Source organism: Aliihoeflea sp. 2WW, from assembly GCF_000497755.1.
GTDB lineage: Bacteria > Pseudomonadota > Alphaproteobacteria > Rhizobiales > Rhizobiaceae > Aliihoeflea.
This window is the reverse complement of sequence record NZ_AYOD01000015.1, coordinates 28,345-53,356: the sequence shown is the minus strand read 5'-3', so window position 1 is coordinate 53,356 and position 25,012 is coordinate 28,345. Positions and strand designations below refer to the sequence as shown.

At 65.1% G+C, this 25,012-nt stretch carries 29 protein-coding genes and 1 tRNA gene; 8 read left to right on the top strand and 22 right to left on the bottom strand.

Annotated features, from left to right (window positions below; genetic code table 11):
- Position 1: 1 nt before the first annotated feature.
- Both ALII_RS0109235 and argH read right to left on the bottom strand, forming a co-directional pair.
- Positions 2–214: a lipoprotein gene (locus ALII_RS0109235; RefSeq protein WP_024587033.1), complete on the bottom strand. Its 213-nt coding sequence runs from the start codon at positions 212–214 to the stop codon at positions 2–4.
- Positions 215–251: 37 nt separating this feature from the next.
- Positions 252–1,673, bottom strand: a complete 1,422-nt coding sequence (gene argH, locus ALII_RS0109230; protein WP_024587032.1) for an argininosuccinate lyase — start codon at positions 1,671–1,673, stop codon at positions 252–254.
- A 30-nt stretch (positions 1,674–1,703) separates the two neighbouring features.
- On the opposite strand from argH, the gene ALII_RS0109225 reads away from it, so the two are divergent.
- Complete coding sequence (locus ALII_RS0109225) at positions 1,704–2,378, top strand: TlpA disulfide reductase family protein (RefSeq protein WP_029660370.1); 675 nt, start codon at positions 1,704–1,706, stop codon at positions 2,376–2,378.
- Positions 2,379–2,564: 186 nt separating this feature from the next.
- Here ALII_RS0109225 and ALII_RS0109220 read toward each other — a convergent pair whose 3' ends face one another.
- The 5 genes from ALII_RS0109220 to ALII_RS0109200 form a co-directional block, all read right to left on the bottom strand.
- Complete coding sequence (locus tag ALII_RS0109220) at positions 2,565–3,884, bottom strand: branched-chain amino acid ABC transporter permease (protein ID WP_024587031.1); 1,320 nt, start codon at positions 3,882–3,884, stop codon at positions 2,565–2,567.
- A complete protein-coding gene (locus tag ALII_RS0109215; protein ID WP_024587030.1) occupies positions 3,881–4,882 on the bottom strand; it encodes a branched-chain amino acid ABC transporter permease in 1,002 nt (333 codons plus the stop codon). The genes ALII_RS0109220 and ALII_RS0109215 overlap by 4 nt, the downstream gene beginning before the upstream one ends.
- 2 nt (positions 4,883–4,884) lie before the next feature.
- Positions 4,885–5,589: an ABC transporter ATP-binding protein gene (locus tag ALII_RS0109210; protein WP_024587029.1), complete on the bottom strand. Its 705-nt coding sequence runs from the start codon at positions 5,587–5,589 to the stop codon at positions 4,885–4,887.
- Entirely contained in the window at positions 5,586–6,383 is a 798-nt protein-coding gene (locus tag ALII_RS0109205; protein ID WP_024587028.1) for an ABC transporter ATP-binding protein, read from the bottom strand. Before ALII_RS0109205 ends, ALII_RS0109210 begins: the two co-directional genes overlap by 4 nt.
- 298 nt (positions 6,384–6,681) lie before the next feature.
- Positions 6,682–7,884, bottom strand: a complete 1,203-nt coding sequence (locus ALII_RS0109200; RefSeq protein ID WP_024587027.1) for an ABC transporter substrate-binding protein — start codon at positions 7,882–7,884, stop codon at positions 6,682–6,684.
- 240 nt (positions 7,885–8,124) lie between these two features.
- Here ALII_RS0109200 and ALII_RS0109195 point away from each other — a divergent pair, with 240 nt between their 5' ends.
- The gene (locus tag ALII_RS0109195) at positions 8,125–8,910 is read left to right on the top strand and encodes a GGDEF domain-containing protein (protein WP_152529573.1); all 786 of its coding nucleotides are present in this window, start codon (positions 8,125–8,127) and stop codon (positions 8,908–8,910) included.
- A 32-nt stretch (positions 8,911–8,942) separates the two neighbouring features.
- Here ALII_RS0109195 and ALII_RS0109190 read toward each other — a convergent pair whose 3' ends face one another.
- The 7 genes from ALII_RS0109190 to ALII_RS0109160 all read right to left on the bottom strand — a co-directional run bounded on the left by ALII_RS0109190 (position 8,943) and on the right by ALII_RS0109160 (position 14,324).
- Positions 8,943–9,764, bottom strand: a complete 822-nt coding sequence (locus ALII_RS0109190) for an outer membrane protein (RefSeq protein WP_024587025.1) — start codon at positions 9,762–9,764, stop codon at positions 8,943–8,945.
- 139 nt (positions 9,765–9,903) lie between these two features.
- Positions 9,904–10,785, bottom strand: a complete 882-nt coding sequence (locus ALII_RS0109185; RefSeq protein WP_024587024.1) for a 3-hydroxybutyryl-CoA dehydrogenase — start codon at positions 10,783–10,785, stop codon at positions 9,904–9,906.
- A 129-nt stretch (positions 10,786–10,914) separates the two neighbouring features.
- On the bottom strand, positions 10,915–11,844 hold the full coding sequence (locus ALII_RS0109180; protein ID WP_024587023.1) for an electron transfer flavoprotein subunit alpha/FixB family protein: 930 nt from the start codon (positions 11,842–11,844) through the stop codon (positions 10,915–10,917).
- A gap of 24 nt (positions 11,845–11,868) precedes the next feature.
- The gene (locus ALII_RS0109175; protein WP_024587022.1) at positions 11,869–12,615 is read right to left on the bottom strand and encodes an electron transfer flavoprotein subunit beta/FixA family protein; all 747 of its coding nucleotides are present in this window, start codon (positions 12,613–12,615) and stop codon (positions 11,869–11,871) included.
- A gap of 167 nt (positions 12,616–12,782) precedes the next feature.
- Positions 12,783–13,541 carry a rhomboid family intramembrane serine protease gene (locus ALII_RS0109170; protein WP_024587021.1) on the bottom strand — a complete coding sequence of 253 codons (759 nt, stop codon included), beginning with the start codon at positions 13,539–13,541 and terminating at the stop codon, positions 12,783–12,785.
- On the bottom strand, positions 13,541–14,122 hold the full coding sequence (locus ALII_RS0109165; RefSeq protein ID WP_024587020.1) for a cob(I)yrinic acid a,c-diamide adenosyltransferase: 582 nt from the start codon (positions 14,120–14,122) through the stop codon (positions 13,541–13,543). Before ALII_RS0109165 ends, ALII_RS0109170 begins: the two co-directional genes overlap by 1 nt.
- A gap of 1 nt (position 14,123) precedes the next feature.
- Positions 14,124–14,324 carry a twin transmembrane helix small protein gene (locus ALII_RS0109160; protein ID WP_024587019.1) on the bottom strand — a complete coding sequence of 67 codons (201 nt, stop codon included), beginning with the start codon at positions 14,322–14,324 and terminating at the stop codon, positions 14,124–14,126.
- Positions 14,325–14,582: 258 nt separating this feature from the next.
- Between ALII_RS0109160 and ALII_RS0109155 the strand changes: the two genes are divergently transcribed.
- Complete coding sequence (locus ALII_RS0109155) at positions 14,583–15,437, top strand: YihY/virulence factor BrkB family protein (protein WP_024587018.1); 855 nt, start codon at positions 14,583–14,585, stop codon at positions 15,435–15,437.
- On the opposite strand, the gene ALII_RS0109150 is transcribed toward ALII_RS0109155, so the two are convergent.
- Positions 15,404–16,297, bottom strand: coding sequence for a DMT family transporter (locus ALII_RS0109150; protein WP_024587017.1), 894 nt, complete (start codon positions 16,295–16,297; stop codon positions 15,404–15,406). The genes ALII_RS0109155 and ALII_RS0109150 overlap by 34 nt on opposite strands.
- Before the next feature lie 145 nt (positions 16,298–16,442).
- Here ALII_RS0109150 and ALII_RS0109145 point away from each other — a divergent pair, with 145 nt between their 5' ends.
- On the top strand, positions 16,443–16,736 hold the full coding sequence (locus tag ALII_RS0109145) for a hypothetical protein (RefSeq protein WP_024587016.1): 294 nt from the start codon (positions 16,443–16,445) through the stop codon (positions 16,734–16,736).
- Here the strand turns inward: ALII_RS0109145 and gluQRS are convergent, their stop codons facing one another.
- Positions 16,737–17,612: a tRNA glutamyl-Q(34) synthetase GluQRS gene (gene gluQRS / locus ALII_RS0109140; RefSeq protein ID WP_024587015.1), complete on the bottom strand. Its 876-nt coding sequence runs from the start codon at positions 17,610–17,612 to the stop codon at positions 16,737–16,739.
- Positions 17,613–17,681: 69 nt separating this feature from the next.
- Here gluQRS and ALII_RS0109135 point away from each other — a divergent pair, with 69 nt between their 5' ends.
- Positions 17,682–18,362, top strand: coding sequence for a DNA-3-methyladenine glycosylase (locus ALII_RS0109135; protein ID WP_024587014.1), 681 nt, complete (start codon positions 17,682–17,684; stop codon positions 18,360–18,362).
- A gap of 92 nt (positions 18,363–18,454) precedes the next feature.
- Positions 18,455–19,012, top strand: a complete 558-nt coding sequence (locus ALII_RS0109130) for an HNH endonuclease (protein WP_024587013.1) — start codon at positions 18,455–18,457, stop codon at positions 19,010–19,012.
- 13 nt (positions 19,013–19,025) lie between these two features.
- Here the strand turns inward: ALII_RS0109130 and ALII_RS0109125 are convergent, their stop codons facing one another.
- The 3 genes from ALII_RS0109125 to ALII_RS0109115 are packed head-to-tail and all read right to left on the bottom strand — an operon-like array spanning position 19,026 to position 20,674.
- Positions 19,026–19,550: a GrpB family protein gene (locus tag ALII_RS0109125; RefSeq protein ID WP_024587012.1), complete on the bottom strand. Its 525-nt coding sequence runs from the start codon at positions 19,548–19,550 to the stop codon at positions 19,026–19,028.
- A gap of 18 nt (positions 19,551–19,568) precedes the next feature.
- Positions 19,569–20,081, bottom strand: coding sequence for a disulfide bond formation protein B (locus tag ALII_RS0109120; RefSeq protein ID WP_024587011.1), 513 nt, complete (start codon positions 20,079–20,081; stop codon positions 19,569–19,571).
- Positions 20,082–20,092: 11 nt separating this feature from the next.
- A complete protein-coding gene (locus ALII_RS0109115) occupies positions 20,093–20,674 on the bottom strand; it encodes a YqaA family protein (protein WP_024587010.1) in 582 nt (193 codons plus the stop codon).
- Between the two features lie 148 nt (positions 20,675–20,822).
- Here ALII_RS0109115 and ALII_RS0109110 point away from each other — a divergent pair.
- Positions 20,823–20,907 (top strand) — tRNA-Leu (locus ALII_RS0109110).
- 56 nt (positions 20,908–20,963) lie between these two features.
- Positions 20,964–21,947, top strand: coding sequence for an aldo/keto reductase (locus tag ALII_RS0109105; RefSeq protein ID WP_024587009.1), 984 nt, complete (start codon positions 20,964–20,966; stop codon positions 21,945–21,947).
- Between the two features lie 4 nt (positions 21,948–21,951).
- Here the strand turns inward: ALII_RS0109105 and ALII_RS0109100 are convergent, their stop codons facing one another.
- The 3 genes from ALII_RS0109100 to ALII_RS0109090 all read right to left on the bottom strand — a co-directional run bounded on the left by ALII_RS0109100 (position 21,952) and on the right by ALII_RS0109090 (position 24,940).
- Positions 21,952–22,197: a hypothetical protein gene (locus ALII_RS0109100; protein ID WP_024587008.1), complete on the bottom strand. Its 246-nt coding sequence runs from the start codon at positions 22,195–22,197 to the stop codon at positions 21,952–21,954.
- 89 nt (positions 22,198–22,286) lie between these two features.
- Entirely contained in the window at positions 22,287–23,531 is a 1,245-nt protein-coding gene (locus ALII_RS21630; protein WP_051375826.1) for a GNAT family N-acetyltransferase, read from the bottom strand.
- Entirely contained in the window at positions 23,531–24,940 is a 1,410-nt protein-coding gene (locus ALII_RS0109090; protein ID WP_024587006.1) for a lipopolysaccharide biosynthesis protein, read from the bottom strand. The genes ALII_RS21630 and ALII_RS0109090 overlap by 1 nt, the downstream gene beginning before the upstream one ends.
- Positions 24,941–25,012: the final 72 nt, after the last annotated feature.

Below are 25,012 nucleotides of genomic sequence, written 5' to 3'. Positions count from 1 at the left end.
TCTAAAGGAGGCTGTCGAGGATGAACGGACGATCGCGGACCGGCCGTTCGGGCTGCGGCGGCACGGGGCTCACATCATTGTCGATCGCTTCCTGCCGTGCCTCGACTGCGGCCTCATAGGGCGTGTCGAGCGGCCCGCGCCGCCCGCAGGCGGCGACGCTCATGGCGATGGCCGTCAGGAGCGCGACGGATACGAAAAGTCTGCCAGATGCCATGAAGCCCGTCCGGATCGATGCGATTTGAGTTTCGTCTTTAGCGGCTTTTGCGCTTCGTTGCATCCTGTTTCAGGCGCTTCGTCCAGTAGCGGATCTGGCGGCGTACTTCCTGCGGGGCGGTGCCGCCGAAGGAGGTGCGGCTCTTCACCGAGGCCTGAACGGAGAGCACCTGGAAGATGCCGTCGGTGATGCGCTCGTCGATGGATTTCAGCTCGTCGATGGTCAGCCGGTCGAGCGTCACCTTGCGGCTTTCCGCAAGCGCCACGGCGCGGCCGGTGACGTGATGCGCCTCCCGGAAGGGCAGGCCCGCCTCGCGTACCAGCCAGTCGGCAAGGTCGGTGGCGGTCGAATAGCCGGACCCTGCCGCCTTCTTCATCGCCGCGGTCTGGATTTCCATGTCGGCGATCATGCCCGTCATCGCCGCGATCATCAGGTCGAGCGTTTCGGCCGCATCGAAGACGGCCTCCTTGTCTTCCTGCATGTCCTTGGAATAGGCGAGCGGCAGGCCCTTCATCACGGTCAGGAGCGCGATCATGTGGCCGTTGATGCGGCCGGTCTTGGCGCGGATGAGTTCGGCGGCGTCCGGGTTCTTCTTCTGCGGCATGATCGAGGAGCCGGTCGAGAACTGGTCCGACAGGCGCACGAAGCCGAATTGCGGCGTCGACCAGATGACGATCTCCTCGGCCAGCCGCGACAGGTGCGTGGCGCAGATCGAGGCGGTGGAGAGGAATTCGAGCGCGAAGTCGCGGTCGGACACGGTGTCGATCGAGTTGCGCGTCGGCTCGCGGAAGCCGAGCGCCTTCGCCGTCATCGCGCGGTCGATCGGGAAGCCGGTGCCGGCGAGCGCAGCCGCGCCGAGCGGGCTTTCGTCCATGCGTTCGATGGCGTCGCGGACACGGCTCAGGTCGCGGCCGAACATCTCGACATAGGCCATGCAATGATGGCCGAAGGTCACCGGCTGCGCCGTCTGCAGATGGGTAAAGCCGGGCATGACGGTCGCGGCGTGTTCCTCCGCGCGCTTCAGGAACGTCTCGATCAGGCTGACGAGCGCGGCGTCGGTGCGCTGCAGCTCCTCCTTCACCCAAAGGCGGAAATCCGTCGCCACCTGGTCGTTGCGCGAGCGCGCGGTGTGGAGGCGTCCGGCGGCAGGGCCGATCAGATCGGCGAGCCGCGCCTCGACATTCATGTGGATGTCTTCGAGCCGGGCGGAGAATTCGAACGTGCCCGCTTCGATCTCGCCGAGGATCTGGTTCAGCCCTTGCGCGATCTTGTCGCGGTCGGCGGTCGAAATGATGCCGGTTTCGGCCAGCATGTCGGCCTGTGCGAGCGAGCCGCTTATATCCTGCGCGTACAGCTTCCTGTCGAAGCCGATCGAGGCGTTGATCGCTTCCATGATGGCGGCGGGACCCGAGGCAAATCGTCCGCCCCACATCTGGTTGCTGGCCTTCTTTTCGCTCATCGTGATATCCGCATCCCCGGAGATAGACATATGGCTGATGGCAAATCGAACCTTCCGGCGGGCCGGCTGATCGGGATCGCGGCCGTCGCCGGCGTTCTTGCCGGTGCGCTCGGCGTATACGTGATGGGCGGCCCCTCTGGCAACAATGCGCCGATGGCGGCGGGCGCCGCGCCCGACCCTGAGGCCGTCGCCGCCTGCGAGGCGAAGACCGAGGCGGTCTCGGCGATCGACCCGCTGATCACCGGCGAGGTCGCGGCGATGCTGCCGGCCGATCCGCCGCGGCTCGTCTCGGACATCGCTTTCAACGACCCCAATGGCCAGCCCATGCGGCTTTCCGATCTCGGCAAGGTGACGCTGGTCAATCTCTGGGCGACCTGGTGCGCGCCGTGCCGCGAGGAAATGCCGGCGCTGAACCAGCTCCAGGCCGAACTGGGCGGCGAGGATTTCGAAGTCGTCGCGGTCAATATCGACACCGGCGACGACACCAAGCCGAAGGCGTTCCTCGAGGAGACCGGCGTCGACCGTCTTGCCTACTACCGCGACAACACGCTCGGTCTGTTCAACGACCTGAAACGCCGCAACCTCGCCGTCGGCCTGCCGGTCACGCTGCTCGTCGATGCCGATGGCTGCCTCCTCGGCCACATGAACGGCCCGGCCGAATGGGCGAGCGAAGATGCCAGGAACCTCATCGAAGCTGCGATGTGAGCGGACGCCCCCTCCGGCCCTGCGGGCCACCTCCCCCGTAAACGGGGGAAGATCGAGGGCTGCGTCCGGCTCCGAAGACTGATCCTCCCCTGCGAAGCGGGGGAGGGGGACCGCCGGAGGCGGTGGAGGGGGCGCATTCGGCGCCTGGAAATAGAAAAGGGCGCCTCGCAGCGCCCTTTTTCAGTTTCAGTGCCTTGCCCGGGATATGCGCTCGGGGATCAGCCCGCGCGGGCTGAAGCGCAGGCACAGGAGCAGGATCAGGCCCATCATCAGCGGCCGCATATAGGGTGCGGCGTCGACGAGTTGCGCCCGAACCGGGTTCGACGGGTCCATGCCCGAGGTCAGGACCGACATGACCCAGCCGCCGACCGGTTCGGCCTCGACCCAGACGAACCAGATCAGGAAGCCGCCCAGCACCGCGCCCCAATTGTTGCCGGAGCCGCCGACGATCACCATCACCCAGATCAGGAAGGTGAAGCGCAGCGGCTGGTATTGGCCGGGCGTGAACTGGCCGTCGAGCGTCGTCAGCATGGCGCCGGCGATGCCGACCACCGCCGAGCCGAGGATGAAGACCTGCAAATGGCGCCGGGTCACGTCCTTGCCCATCGCTTCGGCTGCGTCGCGATTGTCGCGGATCGCACGCATCATGCGGCCCCAGGGCGAATTCAGCGCCCGCTCGGCGAGGAACATGATGATGATCAGCACGATGGCGAACAGGATCGCGTAGGAGAGCCGCACATAGAGCGCCGAGGCGAAGACCGGGTTCAGGTTCAACGTCGTTGCGAGGTCGAGGAACCACGGCGCCTGCTGCAACTGCACCTCGTAGGCGACGGGGCGCGGCAGACCCGAAACGTTCTTGACGCCGCGGGTCAGCCATTCCTCGTTGCGCAGGACGGCGATGATGATCTCCGAAATGCCGAGCGTGGCGATCGCGAGGTAGTCGGCGCGAAGGCCGAGCGCGATCTTGCCCACCATCCAGGCCGCGCCCGCGGCGAAGACGCCGCCGACGAGCCAGGAGAAGATGATCGGCAGGCCGAGGCCGCCCAGATAGCCGGTGCGGGCCGCATCATAGCCCTCGATCGCGGCGACGGCCGGATCGAAGAAATGACGGATGACGAAATAGCCCGCCACCGCGATCAGGATCGCGACGAAATTGCCCTTTTTGCCGTGGATGTTCTTGCGGGCAAGGACGATCAGGCCGACCGTGCCGACCAGCGCGACGATCGTGAGGCCGATGCCCGTCCCGCCCGCCTCCCATGCGCCGGGAACGGGCGGCATGGAAACGACGATGCCGGCGAGGCCGCCCAGCGCCGCGAAGCCCATGATGCCGACGTTGAAGAGGCCGGCATAGCCCCACTGGATGTTCACGCCCAGCGCCATGATCGCCGAGATGAGGCACAGATTGAGGATCGTGAGGCTGAGCGTCCAGCTCTGCCCGAAGCCGACGAGCAGCAACAGGCCCGCCATGATCGAATAAAGGACGATGATGCGGTTTCGATTGCTCACAGCACTCTCCCCCGGAAAATGCCCGTCGGTCTAATCAACAGGACGATGACGAGGATCACGAAGGAAATCGCGAACTTGTATTCGGTCGACAGAAGCTGGACGAGCCCGTCGGGCGCAAAGCCCATATATTCGAGCACCCGCTTGTAGGCATAGGTCAGCGTCACCTCCGAGAAGGCGACGACGAACCCGCCGGCGATGGCGCCGATCGGTTGCCCGATGCCGCCGACGATGGCGGCCGCGAACATCGGCAGCAGGAGCTGGAAATAGGTGAAGGGACGGAAGCTCTTGTCGAGGCCGTAGAGCACGCCGGCGATCGTCGCCAGCGCCGCCGCGATCACCCAGGTAACGCGAACCACCTTGTCGGGGTCGATACCCGAGAGCAGCGCCAGATCCTCATTGTCCGAATAGGCGCGCATGGCCTTGCCGGTACGCGAATAGGTGAGGAACCAGAACAACGCGACGACCACGACGACCGCCACGATGACGGTGATCGCGACCGGAAGGCGGATCGCCAGCCCTTCGGCGAGCCCCGTCCACTCGCGGAACTCGCGGACGGTGATCAGGAAGCGCTCGCCATCGGCGAAGCGCTGCTCGTTCGGCCCGATGATGAGGCGCACGATGCCGTTGAGGATGAACATGACGCCGACCGACGCCATGACCAGCACGATCGATGCGGATCGCTGCTGGCGGTAGAAGCGGAAGACCGTCCGGTCGATGATCAGCGCCATGATGACGGCGCCGACGATGCCGATCGGCAATGCGAGGAGCGCCGTCGGCAGCGGCCCGAGCGTGACCCCCATCGAGATCAGCCACCAGGTCACCAGAATGGTGATCATGGTGCCGAACGCCATCAGGTCGCCATGGGCGAAGTTGGAGAAGCGCAGAATGCCGAAGACCAGCGTGATGCCGAGCGCGCCGAGCGCGAGCTGCGCGCCATAGGCGAGGCCCGGCAGGAACACGAAGTTGGCGAACATGACGAGGGCGTTGAGAAAGTCCATCGTCAACCTCCCAGGAACGAGGCGCGAACCTCGGGATTGGCGAGAAGGGCTTCGCCGGTGTCGGTGAAGCGGTTTCGGCCCTGGACGAGCACATAGCCGCGATCGGCGATGGCGAGCGCCTGGCGCGCATTCTGCTCGACCATCATCACGGCGATGCCGGTGGCGGCAACGTCGAGAATGCGGTCGAAGAGTTCGTCCATGACGATCGGCGAAACGCCGGCCGTCGGCTCGTCGAGCATCAGCACGGAGGGCTGCGTCATCAGTGCGCGACCGACGGCCACCTGCTGGCGCTGGCCGCCCGACAGTTCACCGGCCGGCTGCCTGCGCTTTTCCTTCAGGATCGGGAACAGGTCGAAGACCTGCGCCATCGTGTCGGAAAAGTCGTCCTTGCGGATGTAGGCGCCCATTTCCAGGTTTTCCTGGACGGTCATCGTGACGAAGACGTTCGAGGTCTGCGGCACGAAGCCCATGCCGGCCACGACGCGGTCCTGAGGCGAAAGCTTGGTGATGTCCTTTTCGCCGAGGCGCACCTGGCCCTCGCGCAGTCCCAGCATGCCGAACATCGCCTTCATCGCGGTCGACTTGCCGGCGCCGTTGGGGCCGACGATGACGGCGATTTCGCCCTTGTCGACGGCGATGGTGCAGGAGTGGAGAATGTCCGCGCCGCCATAGCCGCCGGTCATGTTCTCGCCGATGAGGAAGCTCATGCGGCACCTCCCTGCTTTGCCTTGGGCGGCCGCTGCTTGAGGCCGGTGCCGAGATAGGCCTCGATGACCTGCTCGTTGGCCTTGACCTCGCCGACCTTGCCTTCGACCAGCACGCGGCCCTCGGCCATGACGATCACCGGGTCGCAAAGGCGGCCGATGAAGTCCATGTCGTGCTCGATCATGCAGAACGTGTATCCGCGTTCCTTGTTGAGCCGCACGATGGCGTCGCCCAGCGTGTTCAGGAGCGTGCGGTTGACGCCGGCGCCGACCTCGTCGAGGAAGACGATCTTGGCGTCGACCATCATGGTGCGGCCGAGCTCCAGGAGCTTCTTCTGGCCGCCGGAGAGGTTTCCGGCCAGTTCGTCGGCGACGTGGCTGATCTCGAGAAACTCGATCACCTCGTCGGCGCGCCTGCGCACCTCGGCCTCGCGCTCGCGCACCTTGGAGGGGCGCAGCCACACGTCGACCAACGTCTCGCCGGGCTGCGCGGGCGGCACCATCATCAGGTTTTCGCGCACCGTCAGCGTCGAGAATTCGTGGGCGATCTGGAAGGTGCGCAGGAGCCCCATGTGGAAGAGCTCGTGCGGCGGCATTCCGGTGATGTCCTGGCCGTCGAGCCAGACCTTTCCGGAGGTGGGTTTGTAATGGCCTGCGATCACGTTGAAGAGCGTCGTCTTGCCGGCGCCATTCGGGCCGATCAGGCCCGTGATGGAGCCCTTGGCGATTTCGATGCTTGCGCCATCGACCGCCTTGATGCCTCCAAAGTGCATATGCAGATCGTCTACCTTGATCATGCAATTCCCCTCGGCCGAGGTTTTTCTTGATTGTGCCGTCGTGAGAGGGGCTCGCATCCGCGGGGCGAGCCTTGCAGCGCGCATGCGCTCCGGCTGTCGCCTCGGTTCCTGACGCCTCTCCTCGTCGGATCTGCAGGGCTACGGCCTGACGCCCCGCAATTCGTGGGAGCGCCAATAGCGAGTGCAAACGTAAAAGTCGAGTGCGCGACCCAAACACACCCGTGGGTGCGACCATTTTGAACGAAAATGGCCCGGCGAGGTCGTCGCCGGGCCATAATCTTACACGACCGCCGTCAGATCAGCGATAGCCGACCGTCTTGAACTCGCCGCCTTCGACGACGTATTCGCGGTAGGTGCCAGCGGCTTCGCCGGGGCCGATCAGCTCGACATTGGTGACGCCCACATAGTCGACATCGCCGCCATCCTTGAGGATCTGCAGGCCCTTGGCCAGTTCACCCGGCAGGATCGGCTCGCCGGGGCCGTTGGCGACTTCGAGAAGCGCGTCGCGGATGGCGGTGCGGTCGGCGGAGCCGGCCTTCTGGATGGCGAGTGCGATCAGCGCGCCGGCATCGTAGCTTTCACCGGTGTAGGAGCTGGTCGGGTCGATGTCGGCTTCGCTCGCGATGGTCGCGAACATCTCCGAGCCTTCGCCTTCGGCGCCCGGCAGGACGCCGATCGTGCCTTCGAGGTCGTCGCCGATGGCGTCGATCAGGCTCTGGCCGTACATGCCGTCGCCGAGCGCGAAGCGATCGAACGCGCCGGTGTCGACCGCCGAGCGGATGATGCCGACGCCGCCCTGGTCGACATAGCCGAGGACGACGAGAACGTCGCCGCCGGCTGCGGCGAGTGCGCCGACTTCGGCCGAGTAGTCGCCCTTGCCGTCATCATGCGGGGCCGCGATCGTGACCGAGCCGCCGGCCGCCTCGAAGGCGGCGACGAAGGCGTCGGAGAAACCCTTGCCGTAGTCGTTGTTGGTGTAGGAAACGGCGACCGAGGTGATGTCCTGCGAGGTCAGGACTTCCGTCAGCACTTCGCCCTGGCGCGCATCGGAAGGCGCGGTGCGGAAGAAGTAGTCGTTGTCCTCGATCGTCGAGAGCGCCGGGGAGGTGGCCGAGGGCGAGACCATGACGAGGCCGTTCGGCACGGCGACGCCGTTGGCGATGCCGATCGTCACGCCCGAGCAGTCGGCGCCCATGATGGCGGCGACGTTGTCGGTGGTGACGAGGCGTTCGGCGGCGGCCGTCGCGGCGGCGTTGTCGATGCAGGTCGAGTCCGCGCGGACCGGCTTCAGCGTCGCACCGTCGAGCAGAAGGCCGCTCTCGTTGACTTCATTGAAGGCGAGCTCGGCGCTGGCGGCCATGCCCGGCGTGATGCTTTCGAGCGGGCCGGTGAAGCCGAGAATGATGCCGACATTGATCTCTTCCTGCGCGGAAGCGGCACCAGCGGCAAGAAGCGCGGCGCCAGCCACCGAAGCGGCGAAGATCTTGCGGAAATTGGACATATGATATGCCTCCCTTTGGAGAGTGTTCCTGAGTTTTAAGTTCGCCCGGATCTGAATGAGCCCGGATTGGCGGCGATATTCCAACCTGCGTTTCGGTTTGTAAAGCCTGGAGAATCTGGATTTTCGCACCCGGTTAACGTCAATCGCGCCGGCTGGAGCAAAAGTTCGGGCCAAGTCTAACCGAATGTTCATCGCTCGCGGCCAATATCCGCGAAAAGTTGACGTTGGAGGAGGTCCGGCTTGACACGAACCGCCATGGCCACTGCCGCACCGCCCAGGATTTCGCGCCGCGGCGCGTTAATGCTCGCCCGCTGGACGATCCTGGGCACGCTGGGCTGCCTCGCGATCTCGCTCGCCTACAATTGGCTCGCCTTCCGGCACATGGATGCGCTCGCGCTGCGCCAGGGGCTGATCAGCGCGACCGTGCTGCCGATCATCCTCGCCGGGCCGCTGTTCTTCTACCTGACGCTGAAGCTGCGGGAACTCGCGAGCGCCAACCACCAGCTCGCCGAGCTCGCCTCGACCGATCATCTGACGAAATGCCTCAACCGCCGGGCGCTGGTGGCGAATGTCGAGCGTCATCTCGACCAGGGCGATGCAGGCGCGCAAGGTGCGCTGCTCGTCATCGACGCCGATCACTTCAAGCAGGTCAACGATCTCTATGGCCATCACCAGGGCGACCTCGCCCTCATCCGCATCGCGTCGGTGATCAGAAGCTGCGTACGCCAGGGCGATCTCGTCGGCCGCATGGGCGGCGAGGAGTTCGCGGTGCTGCTCGGCGGCGTCGCGCCGGAGCAGGCGGTGCGGATCGCCGAGCGAATCCGCCAGGCGGTCGCATCCGCACCGCTCGACATCGACGGATCGCACCATCGCCTGACGATCAGCGTCGGCTGCACGGCGTTTTCGGGCAGTGCCAAGTTCCGCGATCTGTTCTCGCTCGCCGACCAGCGTCTCTATGAGGCCAAGCGGCTCGGGCGAAACCGGGTCGAGGCCGGCGCGGATGCGAATATGAAAAAGGCCGGCTGAGAGCCGGCCTTTCTGCATTCGTTCGGGAACGATCAGAAGCGGTAGGACAGCTTGGCGCTGATCGTGTGGAAGTCGAAGTCGCGATCCGAACCGGTCAGGACCGTTCCGTCCGGATTGCTCTCCGGCAAGCCGCCAGCGCCGCCGAAGGGGCCGCCTTCGAGATTGGCCTGGAAATCGTTGCTGCCCAGATCGGTGTAGAGATATTCGAGGCCGATCGACCAGTTCTGCGTCAGCCGCGCTTCCACGCCGCCGCCGACCGTGTAGCCGAAATCGTTGTTCTGGCCGCCCGAAGTGGTGAAGGTCGCAGTTGAGCCGGGCTGGCGGTAGCTGAAATCGACGTCGCCATAGGCCAGACCACCGGTCACGTAGCCGAGGAAGTTCTCGTTCAATGCGTAGCCCAGACGGCCACGCAGGGTCGCCAGATAGTCGAGATCGCGCGAAATCACATAGTCGGCAGGGGTACGCGAGAAGGCGCGCTGCTCGTCACCGAGATCGGTGTAGCTGATGTCGAGGATCGCACCGTAAACGATGTTGCCGGCCTGCCAGTCATAGCCGATATGGACGCCGCCGACGAAACCGTCGTCGAAGTCGCCATTGGCGTTGAAGCTGGAGCCGTCCGGCGCGCCGGCGGGCGTGAATGCCGCGACGAGGCCCGGGAACGTGAACGGATCGAGCACGACAGTGCCAGTCGAACCGAAGCCGTACCCTGCTTGGATGCCGGCGTAGAAACCGGCCCAGCTCATGCCGGAAACCACGTCCATCGGCATCGGGGCCGGTTCGTTGTAGATGACGTCGGCCGCCATGGCCGAGCTTGCGGCGAATGTTGCGGCCAGGCCGATGAGAATGCGCTTCATGAAATTGCCCTCCAGTTGAGACGGTTCAGCAACGGAAGGGGTACGCGAAAGTTGCACAACCAGAAGTAAACTGTGACGTGATCGCGTCCGAAATCTGGCAAAGTGGCAAAATTGCCATAATTTAGAAAACGCGCAACAATCAACGGGTTGGGACTGGGTGCTCGCCGCGGTAGTCATAGAATCCACGCCCGGACTTGCGGCCGAGCCAACCGGCTTCGACATATTTCACCAGAAGCGGACAGGGCCGATACTTGGAATCGGCAAGCCCGTCATGCAGCACCTGCATGATCGACAGGCAGGTGTCGAGACCGATGAAATCGGCAAGCTGCAGCGGGCCCATCGGGTGGTTCGCGCCCAGCTTCATGGCCGTGTCGATCGCCTCGACCGAGCCGACGCCTTCATAAAGCGTGTAGATCGCCTCGTTGATCATCGGAAGCAGGATGCGGTTGACGATGAAGGCGGGGAAATCCTCGGCGACGGTGATCGTCTTGTCGAGGCTGGCAACGAAGCCGCGCGCGGCCTCGAAGGTCGAATCCTCGGTGGCGATGCCGCGCACCAGTTCGACCAGCTTCATCACAGGGACGGGGTTCATGAAGTGGATGCCGATGAAGCGTTCCGGCCTGTCGGTCTGGGCGGCGAGGCGGGTGATCGAGATCGACGAAGTGTTGGTGGCGAGGATCGCCTCGGGGTTCAGCAGTGGGCAGAGCTGCGCGTAGATCTTGCGCTTGATCGTCTCGTCCTCGCTTGCCGCCTCGATGACGAGGTCGCAGTCGGCCAGATCCTCGATCGCCGGGGCCGGCACGATCGACGACAGCGCCTGCTGGCGGATTTTTTCCTCGAGCTTTCCGGACGAAACCTGCCGGGCGAGGTTGCCGCTGATCGTGGCGATGCCGGATTCGATCCGCTCGGACGAAATGTCGTAGACCTTGACCTTGTAGCCCGAGATCGCCGCGACATGCGCGATGCCGCCGCCCATCTGGCCGGCGCCGACCACACCGATCGTCCTGATTGTACCCGTCATCGTGATGTAATCCCGTCGAGACGCCTTCGCGTGGGCGTCTTCACTTCATATTGCGGCGCAAAGTAAAAGGGCGGGACTGGTTCGTCCAGTCCCGCCCGCTTTCATTTGCAACAATTCGCGGTGTCCGCGTCAGAGCGCCTTTTCGAGCTCCGGCAGCACCGTGAAGAGATCGCCGACGAGGCCGTAATCGGCGACCTGGAAGATCGGCGCTTCCTCGTCCTTGTTGATGGCGACAATGACCTTGGAGTCCTTCATGCCGGCCAGGTGCTGGATCGCGCCGGAGATGCCGGCGGCGATGTAGAGCTCCGGAGCCACGACCTTGCCGGTCTGGCCCACCTGCCAGTCGTTCGGCGCGTAGCCGGCATCGACGGCAGCGCGGCTGGCGCCGACGGCAGCACCCAGCTTGTCGGCGATCGGCAGCATCACTTCCTCGAACTTTTCCTTCGAGCCCAATGCGCGCCCGCCCGAGATGATGATCTTCGCCGAGGTCAGTTCGGGACGATCGGAGGCGGCGATCCGGTTCTCGACGAATGTCGACAGACCGGGATTGTCGGCTGCCGAAACGCTTTCGACCGAAGCCGAGCCGCCTTCGCCGGCCGCCTGGAACGAGGCGGTGCGGACGGTGATCACGCGCTTGGCGTCGGTCGACTGCACGGTCTGGATCGCGTTGCCGGCATAGATCGGGCGCTTGAACGTGTCGGCGGAGACGACCTCGACGATGTCGGAAAGCTGCATCACGTCGAGGAGCGCGGCGACGCGCGGCATCACGTTCTTGGCCATGGTGGTGGCCGGCGCGATGATCGTGTCGTAGCCGTCGGCGAGCTTGACGACGAGGGACGCGAGGGGCTCGGCGAGGCGCTCGGCCAGTTCGTCGGCCTCGGCCAGAAGCACCTTGCGAACGCCAGCCAGCTTACCTGCTGCATCGGCTGCAGCCTGCGCGCCCTTGCCCGCCACCAGCACGTCGATTTCGCTGCCGATCTTGGAGGCCGCCGAAAGCGCCTTGGCGGTCTGGTCCGAGAGGGTTGCGTTGTCGTGTTCGGCAATCAGAAGAATGGCCATTTGTCTGTTCCTTTTGCCTCGAGATTACAAAACGCCGGCGGACTTGAGGCTCGCCACCAGTTCGGCGACGTCCTTGACCTTGACGCCCGCCTTGCGGCCGGCCGGCTCCTCGGTCTTCAGCACTTTCAGGCGCGGCTTGACCTCGACGCCGTAATCGGCGGCCGACTTCTCGTCGAGCGGCTTCTTCTTGGCCTTCATGATGTTCGGCAGCGAAGCATAGCGCGGCTGGTTCAGGCGCAGATCGGTGGTCACGATCGCCGGCATCTTGGCCTCGATCGTCTGCAGTCCGCCATCGACTTCGCGCGTCACCTTGGCGTTGTCGCCCTCGATCTCGATTTTGGATGCGAAGGTCGCCTGGCTCCAGCCGAGGAGGGCGGCGAGCATCTGGCCGGTCTGGTTCGCGTCGTCATCGATCGCCTGCTTGCCGAGGATGACAAGGCCGGGGTTTTCTTCGCCCACGACGCCCTTCAGGATCTTGGCGACGGTCAGCGGCTCGGTGGTCTCGTCCACCTTGACGAGGATCGCGCGGTCGGCACCCATGGCGAGCGCGGTGCGCAGCGTTTCCTGCGCCTGCTGGGGTCCGATGGAGACGACGACGATCTCATCGGCCTTGCCGGCTTCCTTGAGACGGATCGCCTCTTCGACGGCGATCTCGTCGAACGGGTTCATCGACATCTTCACATTGGCAAGATCGACGCCCGAGCCGTCCGCCTTGACGCGGATCTTGACGTTGTAATCCACCACCCGCTTGACGGGGACCAGAACTTTCATTCGCTTGAAACCTTTCCCTTGGATGCAGCGTCTGCGTCTAACAGGATGCGTGCCGCACCACTTGTCAGAAATCGACATTCCGGGGCTGCCCGGCACAATCGCGGCGGACCGTAGTTTGTGGCGGAATGAGCGTCAATAGAGCGCCGGGCGCTCAAAACGGTTGAAATCTAGCGATCCCACGGACCGCGCGAACGCGTCGCATCCGCACGCGCCGGCGCGACGACCGCCGCCTGCGGCGTGACGATGTGGCGGTCGAGAAGCGGCACTTCGGAGCGCTTCAGCACGACCAGCAGAACCGCGCCCGCAATGATGCCGCCAATATGCGCCGCCCAGGAAATCTGGTCTTCGCCGGCCAGCGCGAACATGACGAACTGGAAGCCGATCCACAGCGCCAGCACGATCCAGGCCGGAATTCGCAAGGGCAGGCGGCCGAAGGCCAGCACCCATATCTTCACGCGCGGGTGGAGCAGCAGATAGGCCGAGACGATGCCCGCCACCGCGCCGGACGCGCCGATCAGCGGCACTTCCGACATCGGTGCCATCATGCCGTGGAAAAGGGCGCCGGCAACTGCGCAGGCGAGATAGAAGACGAGGAATTTCAGATGTCCCATCGCGTCCTCGACATTATCGCCGAAGACCCACAGAAACAGCATGTTGCCGCCCAGATGGAACAGGTCGCCATGCAGGAAGGCATAGGTGACGTAGGACGCTTCGCCGGGAAGAACGACGAGTTCGGGCGGCAGATCGACATGATCGAAGGCGACCGACGGGATGTATCCGTAGGAATAGGCGGCGGCCTGCGTCGCCTCCCAGCCGCCGGCCACGCTCCAGAAATAGGCGATGACGTTCACCGCGATCAGCCCGACCGTCACATATTGCGCCTTGATGAAGCGGAGCCGGTTGGCGTCGTGGAGCGGGATGAACATCAGCGGTTCTGGCCGGGCACCCACAACACGTCGGCGCGGCCGTCGTCGTTGACGGCGCGGGCGGCGACGAAGAGGAAGTCGGAGACGCGGTTGATGTAGCGGATCGCATCCGCGCCGACGATCTCGCCCTCGACGCGCGACAGCTCCACCATCATCCGCTCGGCCCGGCGCGTCACGGTGCGCGCAAGGTGCAGCGCGGCCGCGGCGGGCGATCCGCCCGGCAGAACGAAGGTGCGCAGCGGCTGGAGGCGCTTGTTGAGGATGTCGATGTCCGCCTCGACGCGGGCGACCTGCGAGGCGACGATGCGCAACGGCTCATAGGGCAGGGGCTCGCCGGTGTCGGGCGCGGCCAGATCGGCGCCGAGGTCGAACATGTCGTTCTGGATGCGCACCAGCATGGAGTCGATATCGCCATGCGTGCCTTGCGTGTGTACACGCGCCATGCCGATGCAGGCATTGGCCTCGTCGACCGTCCCGTAAGAAGCGACTCGCAGGTCGAATTTCGGCCGGCGCTCGCCCGAGCCCAGCGCCGTCGTGCCGTCATCGCCGGTGCGGGTGTAGATGCGATTCAGAATGACCAAGTCAGCCTCCGGACTGGCGCGAGAAATAGAGCGCCAGCATGACGAAGACGAGCGCGAGGAACTGCAGGACGACGCGCGCCTGCATCAGCTTGTTGGACGTGTTGCCGGAACCGCCGCGCATCATGTTGATCAGCCCGCGCACGAGCACGAATGCGACCGCGACCATGAACAGGACGGCTATGACGTTGAAGACGGTGGACATCGAAATTCCCGACTGGAAAGAAAGGCGCCGCGAAACGTTGAGGAATGCGCGGCGCGCATTTGGACATTTGGTTGGCAACCATTATGGAGCGCGCCTGCGCAATCTTCCAGTGGCGGCGGCCGATTGCCTCACCCGGGTCGAGTTTCGGGCAAGCGGGACGCGCTAGGAGTGAAACCGCAGGACGGCGAAACCCGTACCTGAACTGAACCGAAACCGCGTTTCGAGGCTTGATTGGTCGATGTCTTTGCTGGTCCGACGATGATCCGACAGGTTGTCGCGACGAAGCGGGTGCTGGGTGACGCACTCGGGCATTTCAACAATGACGACGGCTGGGCGATGGCGAGCCATCTTGCCCTGTCGGCTCTGCTCGCGCTTTTTCCGTTCCTGATCTTCGCCACCTCGCTCGCCAGCTTTCTGGGTGCCAAGGCGTTCGCGGACACCGCCGTCCATCTCGTCTTCGACACCTGGCCGGAGGAAATCGCCTCGCCGATCGCCTATGAGGTGACGAGCGTGCTCACCGTCCAGCGCGGAGATTTCCTCACCATCGGCGTCATCATCGCCGCCTTCTTCGCCTCCAACGGCATCGAGGCGCTGCGCGTCTCGCTCAACCGCGCCTACCGCGTCAGCGAAACGCGCTCGATCTTCACGCTGCGCCTGCAAAGCCTCGCCTTCGTCTTTATCGCGACCGTCGGCTTCGTCATCGTCTCGGCGCTGCTCGTCATCGCGCCGCTGATCGGCGACCTTGCGCAGGAGCATGTGCCGTGGCTGGAGCCCTATATGGGCACGATCACGATCTGGCGCTTCATCGTCGCCTCGCTGGTCATCGTGATCGGGCTCGTCGCGGTGCATTTCTGGCTACCCGCCGGCAAGCGGCGCTTCGTCGACATCGTCCCCGGCATCATCTTCACGCTGATTGGCTGGGTGATCGGCTCGACGGCGTTCGCGAACTACCTCTCGCAGTTCTCGTCCTATGCCACGACCTATGCCGGCCTCGCCTCGATCATGATCGCGCTGGTCTTCCTTTACATCGTCTCCGTGATCTTCATCATGGGCGGCGAGCTCAATGCCGCGATGAAGCGCTATTTCGAGGCCCGGGCGCGCGTTCCGGGCTGAGCCTTCCGCGTTGCCACCGCCACGCCGATCGTCGTCAGCACCATGCCGGCGATCTGCACCGCGTTGAGCGTCTCGTCGAACAGCAGCCAGGCGACGAGCGCCGTCACCGACGGCACGAGGAAGAACAGCGACGACACCTTCGCCACTTCGCCCTCGCGGATGAGGTACATCAGGAGGAAGATCGCGCCGAGCGAGAGGACCAGCACCAGCCACGCCATCGCGAAAACCAGTTCGCCGGTGAGCTGGTAGGTCTGCGTCTCGAACGCCAAGGTCGCCACGAGCATCAGCGCCACGCCGCCGACATATTGCCAGATCGTGCCGACGACGAGATCGCCGCTCGCCACGAAGCGCTTCTGCCAGACGGTGCCCGCACTGATCGCCAGCATGGCGAGGATCGACGATGCGAGCGTCGCGGCGGTCACGCCGCCCAGCGCGCCGAGCTTGGGCGCCAGCACGATGGCGACGCCGGCAAGGCCGAGCGCCATGCCGGCCCAGTGCTTCGCCGTCAGCCTTTCGCCGAGAAACGCCGTCGCCAGCATCGCGGTCGCCAGCGGCTGCAGGCCGACGATCAATGCGGAAAGCCCTGCCGGCATGCCGTTGCGGATCGCCCAGAAGACACCGCCGAGATAGACGCCATGGATCAGCGCGCCGGCGATCATCGCGTGCACCGCCTGGCGTCGATCCATCGCCCGCCAGCTTATCGCGGCGAGCAGCAAGGCGAGCAGGATAATCGTCAGGCCGAAGCGAACCGCGAGGAAGGCGAAGGGCTCGGCCCACGGCATCGCGTATCGCGCGCCGATGAAGCCGGTCGACCAGAGAAGCACGAAGACGACGGGGACGAGGCGGATGAGGAGCGGCATGGAAACTTTCGCGGACAGGTTGAAGCCGCTCTAATTGCGTTGGCCCGCGCAATCAAATCGAAAGAATTGAAGCGCAGTTTCATGACAGATGCGGGTGAATGCAGACGGGGCGCATCCTTGACCCTTGAAGGGGAAGGATATTCGCATGCTTTGGAATCTGAGTTTCATCTGGCTGTGCCTGGCGCTGGCATCCGTCGCGATCCTGTCGTTCCTGCTCGGCCTTTGCATGGACGCCATCATGGGACCGGACGGTTTCGGGCCGATCGGCAACACCGTGATCCTGGTCGCCGGCTTCTTCCTGACGATCGCGCTCTACAACCATGTCGGCCACACATTCGCCGATCTGCGGCTCGCGACCACCTACGGGCTCGGCGGCGCCTTCATCACGGTCGCGGTTCTGGCAGGTCTGAAGGCGATCGGCAGCCGGCTGCGCCTCTAGCTAGAGCCCAACCATGCGGCGGATGTCGTGGGGTTCCAGCCCGGCGCTGCGCAGGGCATCCAGTCCCGTATCGAATTGGCTTTTCGAGAGTTTTCGCCCGTCATCGTCCAGGATCAAATCGTGGTGGAGATAGACCGGCGCCGGCAGGCCGAGCAGTTCCTGCAGCAATCGCTGGCCCGACGTCGCGTGAAACAGATCGCGCCCGCGCACGACATGGGTGACGCCCTGGATCGCATCGTCGACGACGACCGAGAGCTGGTAGCTCGTCGGCACATCCTTGCGCGCGATGACGAAATCGCCCCATGCGCGGACGTCTGCCGCGATCGTGCCCGTTTCGCCCGCCGGCCCTGAGCCCTGCTCCTGCCAGTCGAGCCTGCCAGAAACCCGCTCCATCGCAGCGTCGATGTCGAGCCGCCAAGCGAACGGCGCACCCGCCTCGATCCGCGCCTGGCGCTCGCGCCGCGGCAACCGGCGCTCGATGGTCGGATAGAGCGGCGCGCCGTCAGGATCGCGCGGCCAGTCCGCTCCTTGCGCCTCCTCCTCCGCGATGAAGCCACGCACGTCGCCGCGCGACAGAAACGCGGGATAGACGAGCTCGGCCTCGATCAGCCGGTCGAGCGCGGCGCGATAGTCGTCGAAATGATCGGACTGGCGCCGCACCGGCTCTTCCCAGTCGAGCTCCAGCCATTCGAGATCGAAGCGGATCGCGCGTTCGAATTGCGGCCGGCAGCGCTCGCGGTCGATATCCTCGATGCGCAGGAGAAACCGCCCACCGGCCTGCCGCGCCAGATCGTGGTTCAGAAGCGCCGAATAGGCGTGGCCGAGATGGAGCGGCCCGTTGGGGCTGGGCGCGAAGCGGAAGACGGGAAGCGACATTCGGGCCGATGATCGTTGCGCAAGGTCAGCGCCGATTGCTACGCTTGTTCGCCGCAAAGGACAAACATCATGCGCCGGATCGATACGCTGGACGACATCGCCGAAGGATTGAGCGCGCTCGCAGCTGCCGATCCGCGGCTGGGCGAGGTGATCCGGGTTGCCGAAGAGGTCACGCTCAGGCGCAGCGAGCCCGGCTTTGCGAGCCTCGTGTCGATCATCGTCTCGCAGCAGGTCTCGCGCGCCAGCGCGCAGGCGATGATGCGCAGGCTGACGGCGCTGGCCGATCCGCTGACGGCGCATGCCATTGCCGAAGGCGGGCCGGACATGCTGCGCGAAGCCGGCATTTCGCGGCCCAAGCAGCGGGCGATCCTGGCGCTGGCCGAATCGCTCGATGCGGGCACCATCGACCTCGAGGCCCTGTGCCTGCTCGATGCCGAGGAGGCGATCGGCCAACTTACCGTCCTGCCCGGAATCGGCCCCTGGACGGCGCAGATCTACCTTCTCTTCTCGGCTGGGCATCCCGACATCTTCCCGGTCAAGGACGTCGCGCTGCAAAATGCAGTCGGCCGCGCCTTTGGCATGGACGAGCGTCCGAACGAGCGCGAACTCCACGCAATCGCCGAACTCTGGAGCCCATGGCGCGGGGTCGCCGCGCGGCTCTTCTGGGCCTACCACCAAGCCACGATGGGGCGCAGCGCCGCGCCGATGCTGACGCCGGCGGAAGCCGATCCGCAAACGCCTTTGGGATAAGCGACGCAGCGTCAACAAGTCGCTTCACATCCCTGTCACGTCGGGCTTACATTGTCCGTGTCGATCGATGCCGCTTCGAAGGAGGTCAGGTCTTGACGGTTGCCGTCTCGCCGGATGGCTTGCCCGCACTGGTGCTGAACGCGGATTACCGCCCGCTCAGCTACTACCCGCTGTCGCTCTGGTCCTGGCAGGATGCGATCAAGGCCGTGTTCCTCGATCGCGTGAACATCGTCGCCGAATACGAGCACTCCGTATCCTCGCCGTCCTTCCAGATGAAGCTGCCGAGCGTGGTGTGCCTGAAGAGCTATGTGAAGCCTTCGCGCCATCCCGCCTTCACCCGCTTCAACGTCTTCCTGCGCGATCGCTTCCAGTGCCAATATTGCGGCACGCACGAGGATCTGACCTTCGACCACGTCACCCCGCGCCGCTGCGGCGGCGCCACGACCTGGGACAACGTCGTCGCGGCCTGTTCGCCGTGCAATCTCAGAAAGGGCGGGATGCTGCCGCGCGAGGCGAAGATGTGGCCCCGGCAAAAGCCCTACCAGCCCACCGTGCACGACCTCCACAACAATGGCCGGCTGTTTCCGCCGAACTATCTGCACGAAAGCTGGATCGATTATCTCTACTGGGATGTCGAACTGGAGCCTTAGTCTCAAGAGACAATCATGGCGCAGAGCTGTCCGGCTGTTCTGAGGCGCTGATCAGGGCTTCTGCCACAAAGGCGTCCTTGGCTGCCCTGTAGTCATCCATGGGTTGCCCATCGTAAGCGATCTTGAGGGCGTTGTAGCGCCGTACGAGGTCCGGATCGGCGCGAAGTGTTGCGGCGAAACGGTGGAAGATGTCGAAAGCCGCATCCTTTGCGGTCAACTGGATGCCTAGATGGGGCGTGCGAGCTCCATCTTCGAAGGCGGCGAAGTCTTCGGTCCGCGCTGAGCCCAGATTGCGGGCATACCGGCCGGCGAGGATTGTCTCCGAGGCTCTGAAGTCTGCGTGTTCGACCCTGATGACGACGTCGAGGTCGCCCTTGGTGAGACATCCAGGTATGGCGGTCGCGCCGACGTGCAGAATTTCGGCAGTTTCGGGAAGGAGGGCCCGAAGCTCGTGCTCCACCGTCTCGAACAGCCGCTCGGCCGCTTCGTGGGCGCGGCGCGAATCTGGCAAGAGGCAAAACAGGTGGGGCTGGGCCATTCCTTTTTCGGCTCGGTGTCAGGCCGATCCTCTCCTGAACGCCGCGACATAACCGATTCCGGCCAGCACGAAGCTCGCGACCGCGTTCCATCCGGCGAAGGAGAGGCCGAGAAAGCGCCCCGCAGCCTGGTCGCAGGAGGGGGGGATGACGCTGTCGAGCGCATCGAGCAGGCTGCCGCCGGTCGGAGCGGGCGCGACCACGCCGCAGTCGGACGGTCCCAGCCACCAGCCCCATTCGACGCCGGCATGGAAGACACCGAGATAAAGGCTCCATGTCATGATCAACGCCCCGGCGAGGAGGATGCCGCGCACCAGAAGCGGCGGTGCCTTGGCGAAGGCGGCGACGAGGCCCGCGATCATGATCGGCGCCCCGATATAGTAGGGCGTGCGCTGTTCGAGGCACAGCTTGCAGGGGATGTAGCCGGCCAGGTGCTGGAAGCCGAGGGCGGTGCCGACCGTGACGGTCATGCCGACGGCGAGCAGTGCGAGCGCAGCCTGCTGGAAGCGTCCGATCGGGTCGTTCAGGGCCATTTCGCGTCCTCTCAGAACATATAGCGCACGGCGACGAAGCCGCCGATCAGCAACACCATGAACAGGGTGAAGAGAAGGCCGAGATGCTTTTCGATGAAGAGCCGGATCGGCTCGCCGATGCGATAGAGCAGCCAGGCGACGAAAAAGAACCGCAGGCCGCGCCCGATGATCGAAACGACGACGAAGGTGACGAGGTCGAGGCCCGTCGCGCCCGAAAAAATCGTCAGGACCTTGTAGGGGAACGGCGTGACGGCGGCGAAGAGCACGCCCCAGCCACCCCACTCATTGTACCAGGCGGCGACCTGGCCGAACGAATCCTCCTTGCCGTAGAAGGCGAGGATCGGCCGGCCGACCGCCTCGAACAACCAGGCGCCGATGGCATAGCCCAGAAGCGCGCCCAGAACCGATGCGACGGTGCAGATCACCGCGTAGCGGAACCAGCGCCGGCGCTCGGCCAGAACCATCGGGATCAGGATCGTGTCGGGCGGGATCGGAAAGAACGAGCTCTCGATGAATGACACGCCCCCTAAGGCCTTTTCGGCGTGGCGGGTGCGCGCGAGCGACATCGTCCAGTCGTAGAGTCTGCGAAGCATGGGGTTCCCCGTTTCGGCCGGGCACAGCTAGAGCGAAACGGCCGCAGGCGCAATGCGATTCCCCGTCGCGGCCGGCCGATATTCCGGTTGACGGGTTCGGGTCGGACCGTATAGTCCGCAGCCATCTTGGAGCGCTCCCCGCTCCAGGGCCCCTGTGGCGGAATTGGTAGACGCGCTCGACTCAAAATCGAGTTCCGCAAGGAGTGCTGGTTCGATCCCGGCCAGGGGCACCATCCGTAGCCGATCGCTGCGACGCGCAGCGCCACCCGCCCCTTCGGAGAAATCTCCCGTGCAAAGACGCAAACTTGGCAAGAACGGACCTGAAGTCGGCGCAGTCGGCCTCGGCTGCATGAGTTTCGGCGGAATCTACGGTGCGACGGACATGGCCGAGAGCCACCGCACGCTCGCCCGCGCGCTCGACTTGGGCGTCGATCATCTCGACACCGCCAACATCTACGGCGAAGGCGTGGCGGAGGAGGTGATCGGTGCATTCGTCAAGGATCATCCGAACCGCTTCACCATCGCCACCAAGGCCGGGATTAAGAACAAGCCGGTGCGCGGCTTCGACAATTCGCCCGAGCATCTGCGCGCCTCGCTCGAAGCTTCGCTGAAGCGCCTCGGCGTCGACCATGTCGCGCTGTTCTACGTCCACCGCCGCGAACAGTCGCGGCCGATCGAGGACGTGATGGAGACGCTGGTGCGGTTGAAGGAGGAGGGCAAGATCGGCGCGATCGGCCTGTCGGAAATTTCACCGGCGACGCTGGAACGCGCCAGTGCCGTCCACCATGTCGCCGCCGTCCAGAACGAGTATTCGCTGTGGACCCGGCTTCCCGAACTCGGCCTCCTGCAGGCGACCAAGCGTCTCGGCACGGCGCTGGTCGCGTTTTCGCCTGTCGGGCGCGGCATCTTCTCGTCGACCCCGGTCGATCCGGCGCGGTTCGGCGAGGGCGATTTCCGACGCCTGAACCCGCGCTTCATCGAGCCGAATTTCGGCTACAACAGCGCCTATGTCGCGAAATTCTCAGCGTTTGCGAAGGCGCGCGGCCTCTCGCCGGCAACGCTTGCGATCGCATGGACGCTGGCGCGCGGGGACCACGTCATCCCGATACCGGGAACCCGCAGCGCGGCGCATCTGGAGGAAGATGCCGCGGCGGCCGAAATCGTTCTTTCGCCGGACGATCTCGATGCCATCGAGGCGATCTTGCCGGTCGGCTTCGCCCATGGCGACCGCTATTCGGAAGGTCAGGCCAACGGGCCGGAGCGCTATTGCTGAACGGTCAGCGCACGAAGGCGGTGATCGAGGCGGCAACGAGCACGATCGCGATCACCAGCAGCACGAGATAGGCGCGCTTCTGGTCGAACATGACGGCGAACGAGCAGAACCAGATCGAGACCGCGCCGCCCAGCGCGTAGAGGAAGGTCGGCTTGTCGGTCCACATCAGGCCGGCGAGCATGAGCCCGCCGATGATGAGGCTGCCGAAGACGATCATCAGGCTAAGGGCGAATCTATCGGAATCCATCAGGCACTCTTTCGTCGCACCGCTTTCGATGCAGGCCGCAGCCCGCCTTCCCTACATCGGCTGGCAGGGCGCAAAAAGCAAGCTTGCGAAACTCATCGCCGCAGGGTGCGCCTGACGCTCGAGCGAGCGCGGCGCAGGAGATCGCGCAGCCGCGCCTCGCGTTCGAGCCCGAGCGCGGACGCGTTGACGAGCTTGTCCGCCTTGGGTTCGAGCCCGACGATCAGCGTCGCCAGCGTCGAGCGTTCGGACCACATGCGGCTCAGGACCGGGTGATCGGGAACGGCGCAGGAATCGCTGATGGTGACGTTGAGGTCCTCGAGGTGACGGCGCGTCACTTCCGCCATCAGCAGCACGCCCGGCGACCAGGCGGCGAATTCCTCGTCGAACGCGGTCTTCCACGTATAGGCGACGCCTGATTCGACGAAGACGACGAGCGAGGCAATCGGTCGGCCCGAAAGCGACAGCGTGTGGATGCGGCACATGGCCCGTTCGCTCAAGCCCGCCACCGCTTCGCGAACGAAGGCGGCGCGAAAGCGGTCGACGACCATCGCCGTGCCGGCCCGGCCCTTCCATCCGCTCGCCTCCAGTGCCAGGAAGGTCTCGACGGCGAGGCGGTTTTCTTCCGGCGTCTCGGCGATGTCGTAGACCAGTTCGCCCTTTTCGGCGAGCCGGCGTTCGAGGCGGCGATGTTCGCGGTAGTGTTTCTTGAGCGTGCCGGCGAGGTAGGCGTCGCCGTCGAGATCCGAATGCAGGACGGGCCGCTCGCGCTCCATGACGCGAAGGATGGGCAAATTGAGCTCGGCCGCTGCGCTCTGCAGCGTCGCGGCGAAGATGCCGTCGATGCGGATGTCGGGAAACTGGATCAGCTTCGGCAGGGCTTTTTCGGGCGCTGCGATCAGGCGCAGGAAATCGGCGACGATGCCCTGCGGGTCGTCGCGATCGACGAGCGGCGTGCCGAGCGGTCCGAACGGGCTCGCCCAGGTGCGGATGGCCGGCGGGCCGAGGCGCAGCAGCGGACGTTCGACCGAGAAGGGGACCAGCAGGCGCAGCCGGCTCCTGGCATCGCGCTCGTCGCGCATGACGGCAAGCCGCACCTCGCGGTCTTCGAGCCGGGGCATGGCGGGCGCAAGGAAGCGCGGGTTGAAAAAGACGTTCGGCTCGATCGCGCGCTGCGCCAGATGGTCGAGCTCGGTGACGAGGTCGTAGCCGGTCGAGGCGGGATAGATGTCGAGCCGGCGCCCGCGTTCCAGCGTCTGCGCATCGCGGTCGCTCGCCGTGTCGCCGGCGAAATGGTCGAGCATCGCGGCCGGGTGCCGCCCTTCAGCCGTCGCGCCCATCACGCATTCCCCGTCTTCGGCGCCGCGGCGCCCATCCACATGTCGATGCCGAGCTTGGCGCGCACCGTGAAAGCGAGGAACACCGCCTCGCAAGCCATCGCGACGGCGGTGGCGATCGCCGCGCCCCAGAGCCCGTAGAGCGGGATCAGGACGCAGTTGAGCGCCACATTGACCACGAGCACCAGCGCATAGAGCCGTGCGCAGGCATTCTGGTAGCCGCCCATGGTCAGGACGCTTTCGGCCGGTCCCACCGTCGCGCGCGCCACGACGCCCGCGACGAGCACGAAGAGCAGCGGATAGCCCGCGGTGAATTCGGCGCCGAACAGCATCAGCAGCGGCTTGCCCGCCGCGAGCAGCAGCGCCGCCATGGCGAGGGTCGGCCAGAACGTCCAGCGTACCGTGTCATGCGCGAAGGTGGCGAGTTCGTCCGCCCGGTCGCCGTGCATCAGTCCGGCGAAGCGCTGCGCGACGCCGGCGCGCACTGCGAAATAGACGAAATGGACCAGCGCCAGCGTCTTCACGGTCGCGAAGTAGACCGCGACGTCGGTCGGCGGCAGGAAGAAGCCGACCATCAGAACATCGGCATTGGTCAGGATGTAGATGAACCCCTCGATGAGGAAGACCGGCAGCGAGACCACCATCCAGCCGCGCACTCCGAAAGCGCGCGGGCCGGCCGCGGCCTGGCGCTCGGCGCGGTTCGAAACCGTCACGAGCTGGAACAATGTCGTCGCATAGACGGCGACGATGGCGGCGTACATGCCGGTTTCGGCACTGGCCGGCGCACCGACCGCGACCGCGACGACCATCAGGATCAACAGCAGGAGCGGGCGCACGATATAGGTCGGCAGCATGGCGTGAAACGGCCAGGCGTGGCCCCGCGCCACCCCTTGCATCAGGTCCGAAAGCCCCATCATCGGCAGGCAGACCATGCCGAGCAGGGATGGCACGACGTGATGCGGCTCGATCCGGTCCGACAAGGCGTGGATCATCGCGGCACCGGCGAGCGCGATCAGCGTCGAGGCCGCGAACACGATCAGCCGGCTGCCCAGCAGCACGCCGCGCAACTCGGCGACGCGTCCCTGGCCCCGATATTCGGGGATGAAGCGGATCATGGAGGTGTGGAAGCCGAGGCACGACAAATTGCCCAGGATCAGCATCGCGGTCCAGACGAGGACGAAGACGCCATATTCGAACCCGCCCATCCAGCGCGCCAGGAAAACCTGGCTGGCGAAGGCGATGAATGCGGAGGTGACGCGCACGGCGAAGGCGGTGAACGACATGCGCGCCGCGTGGCTGCGCTCTCCCGAACCGAAGGCAAGGGCGTCGAACGCTTCGAGATGCGGGCGTGCGCGCGAGGCGAGCCGCTCGGGCAAAATGCGTTCGGCCGTCGTTGCAGCGGAGACTCGCACGCTCTAAACTTTCCCTTCTCGCGTCCAGCCATATGGCATAGGGCCAAACACTTTAAGAATCGGTTCGGCGCC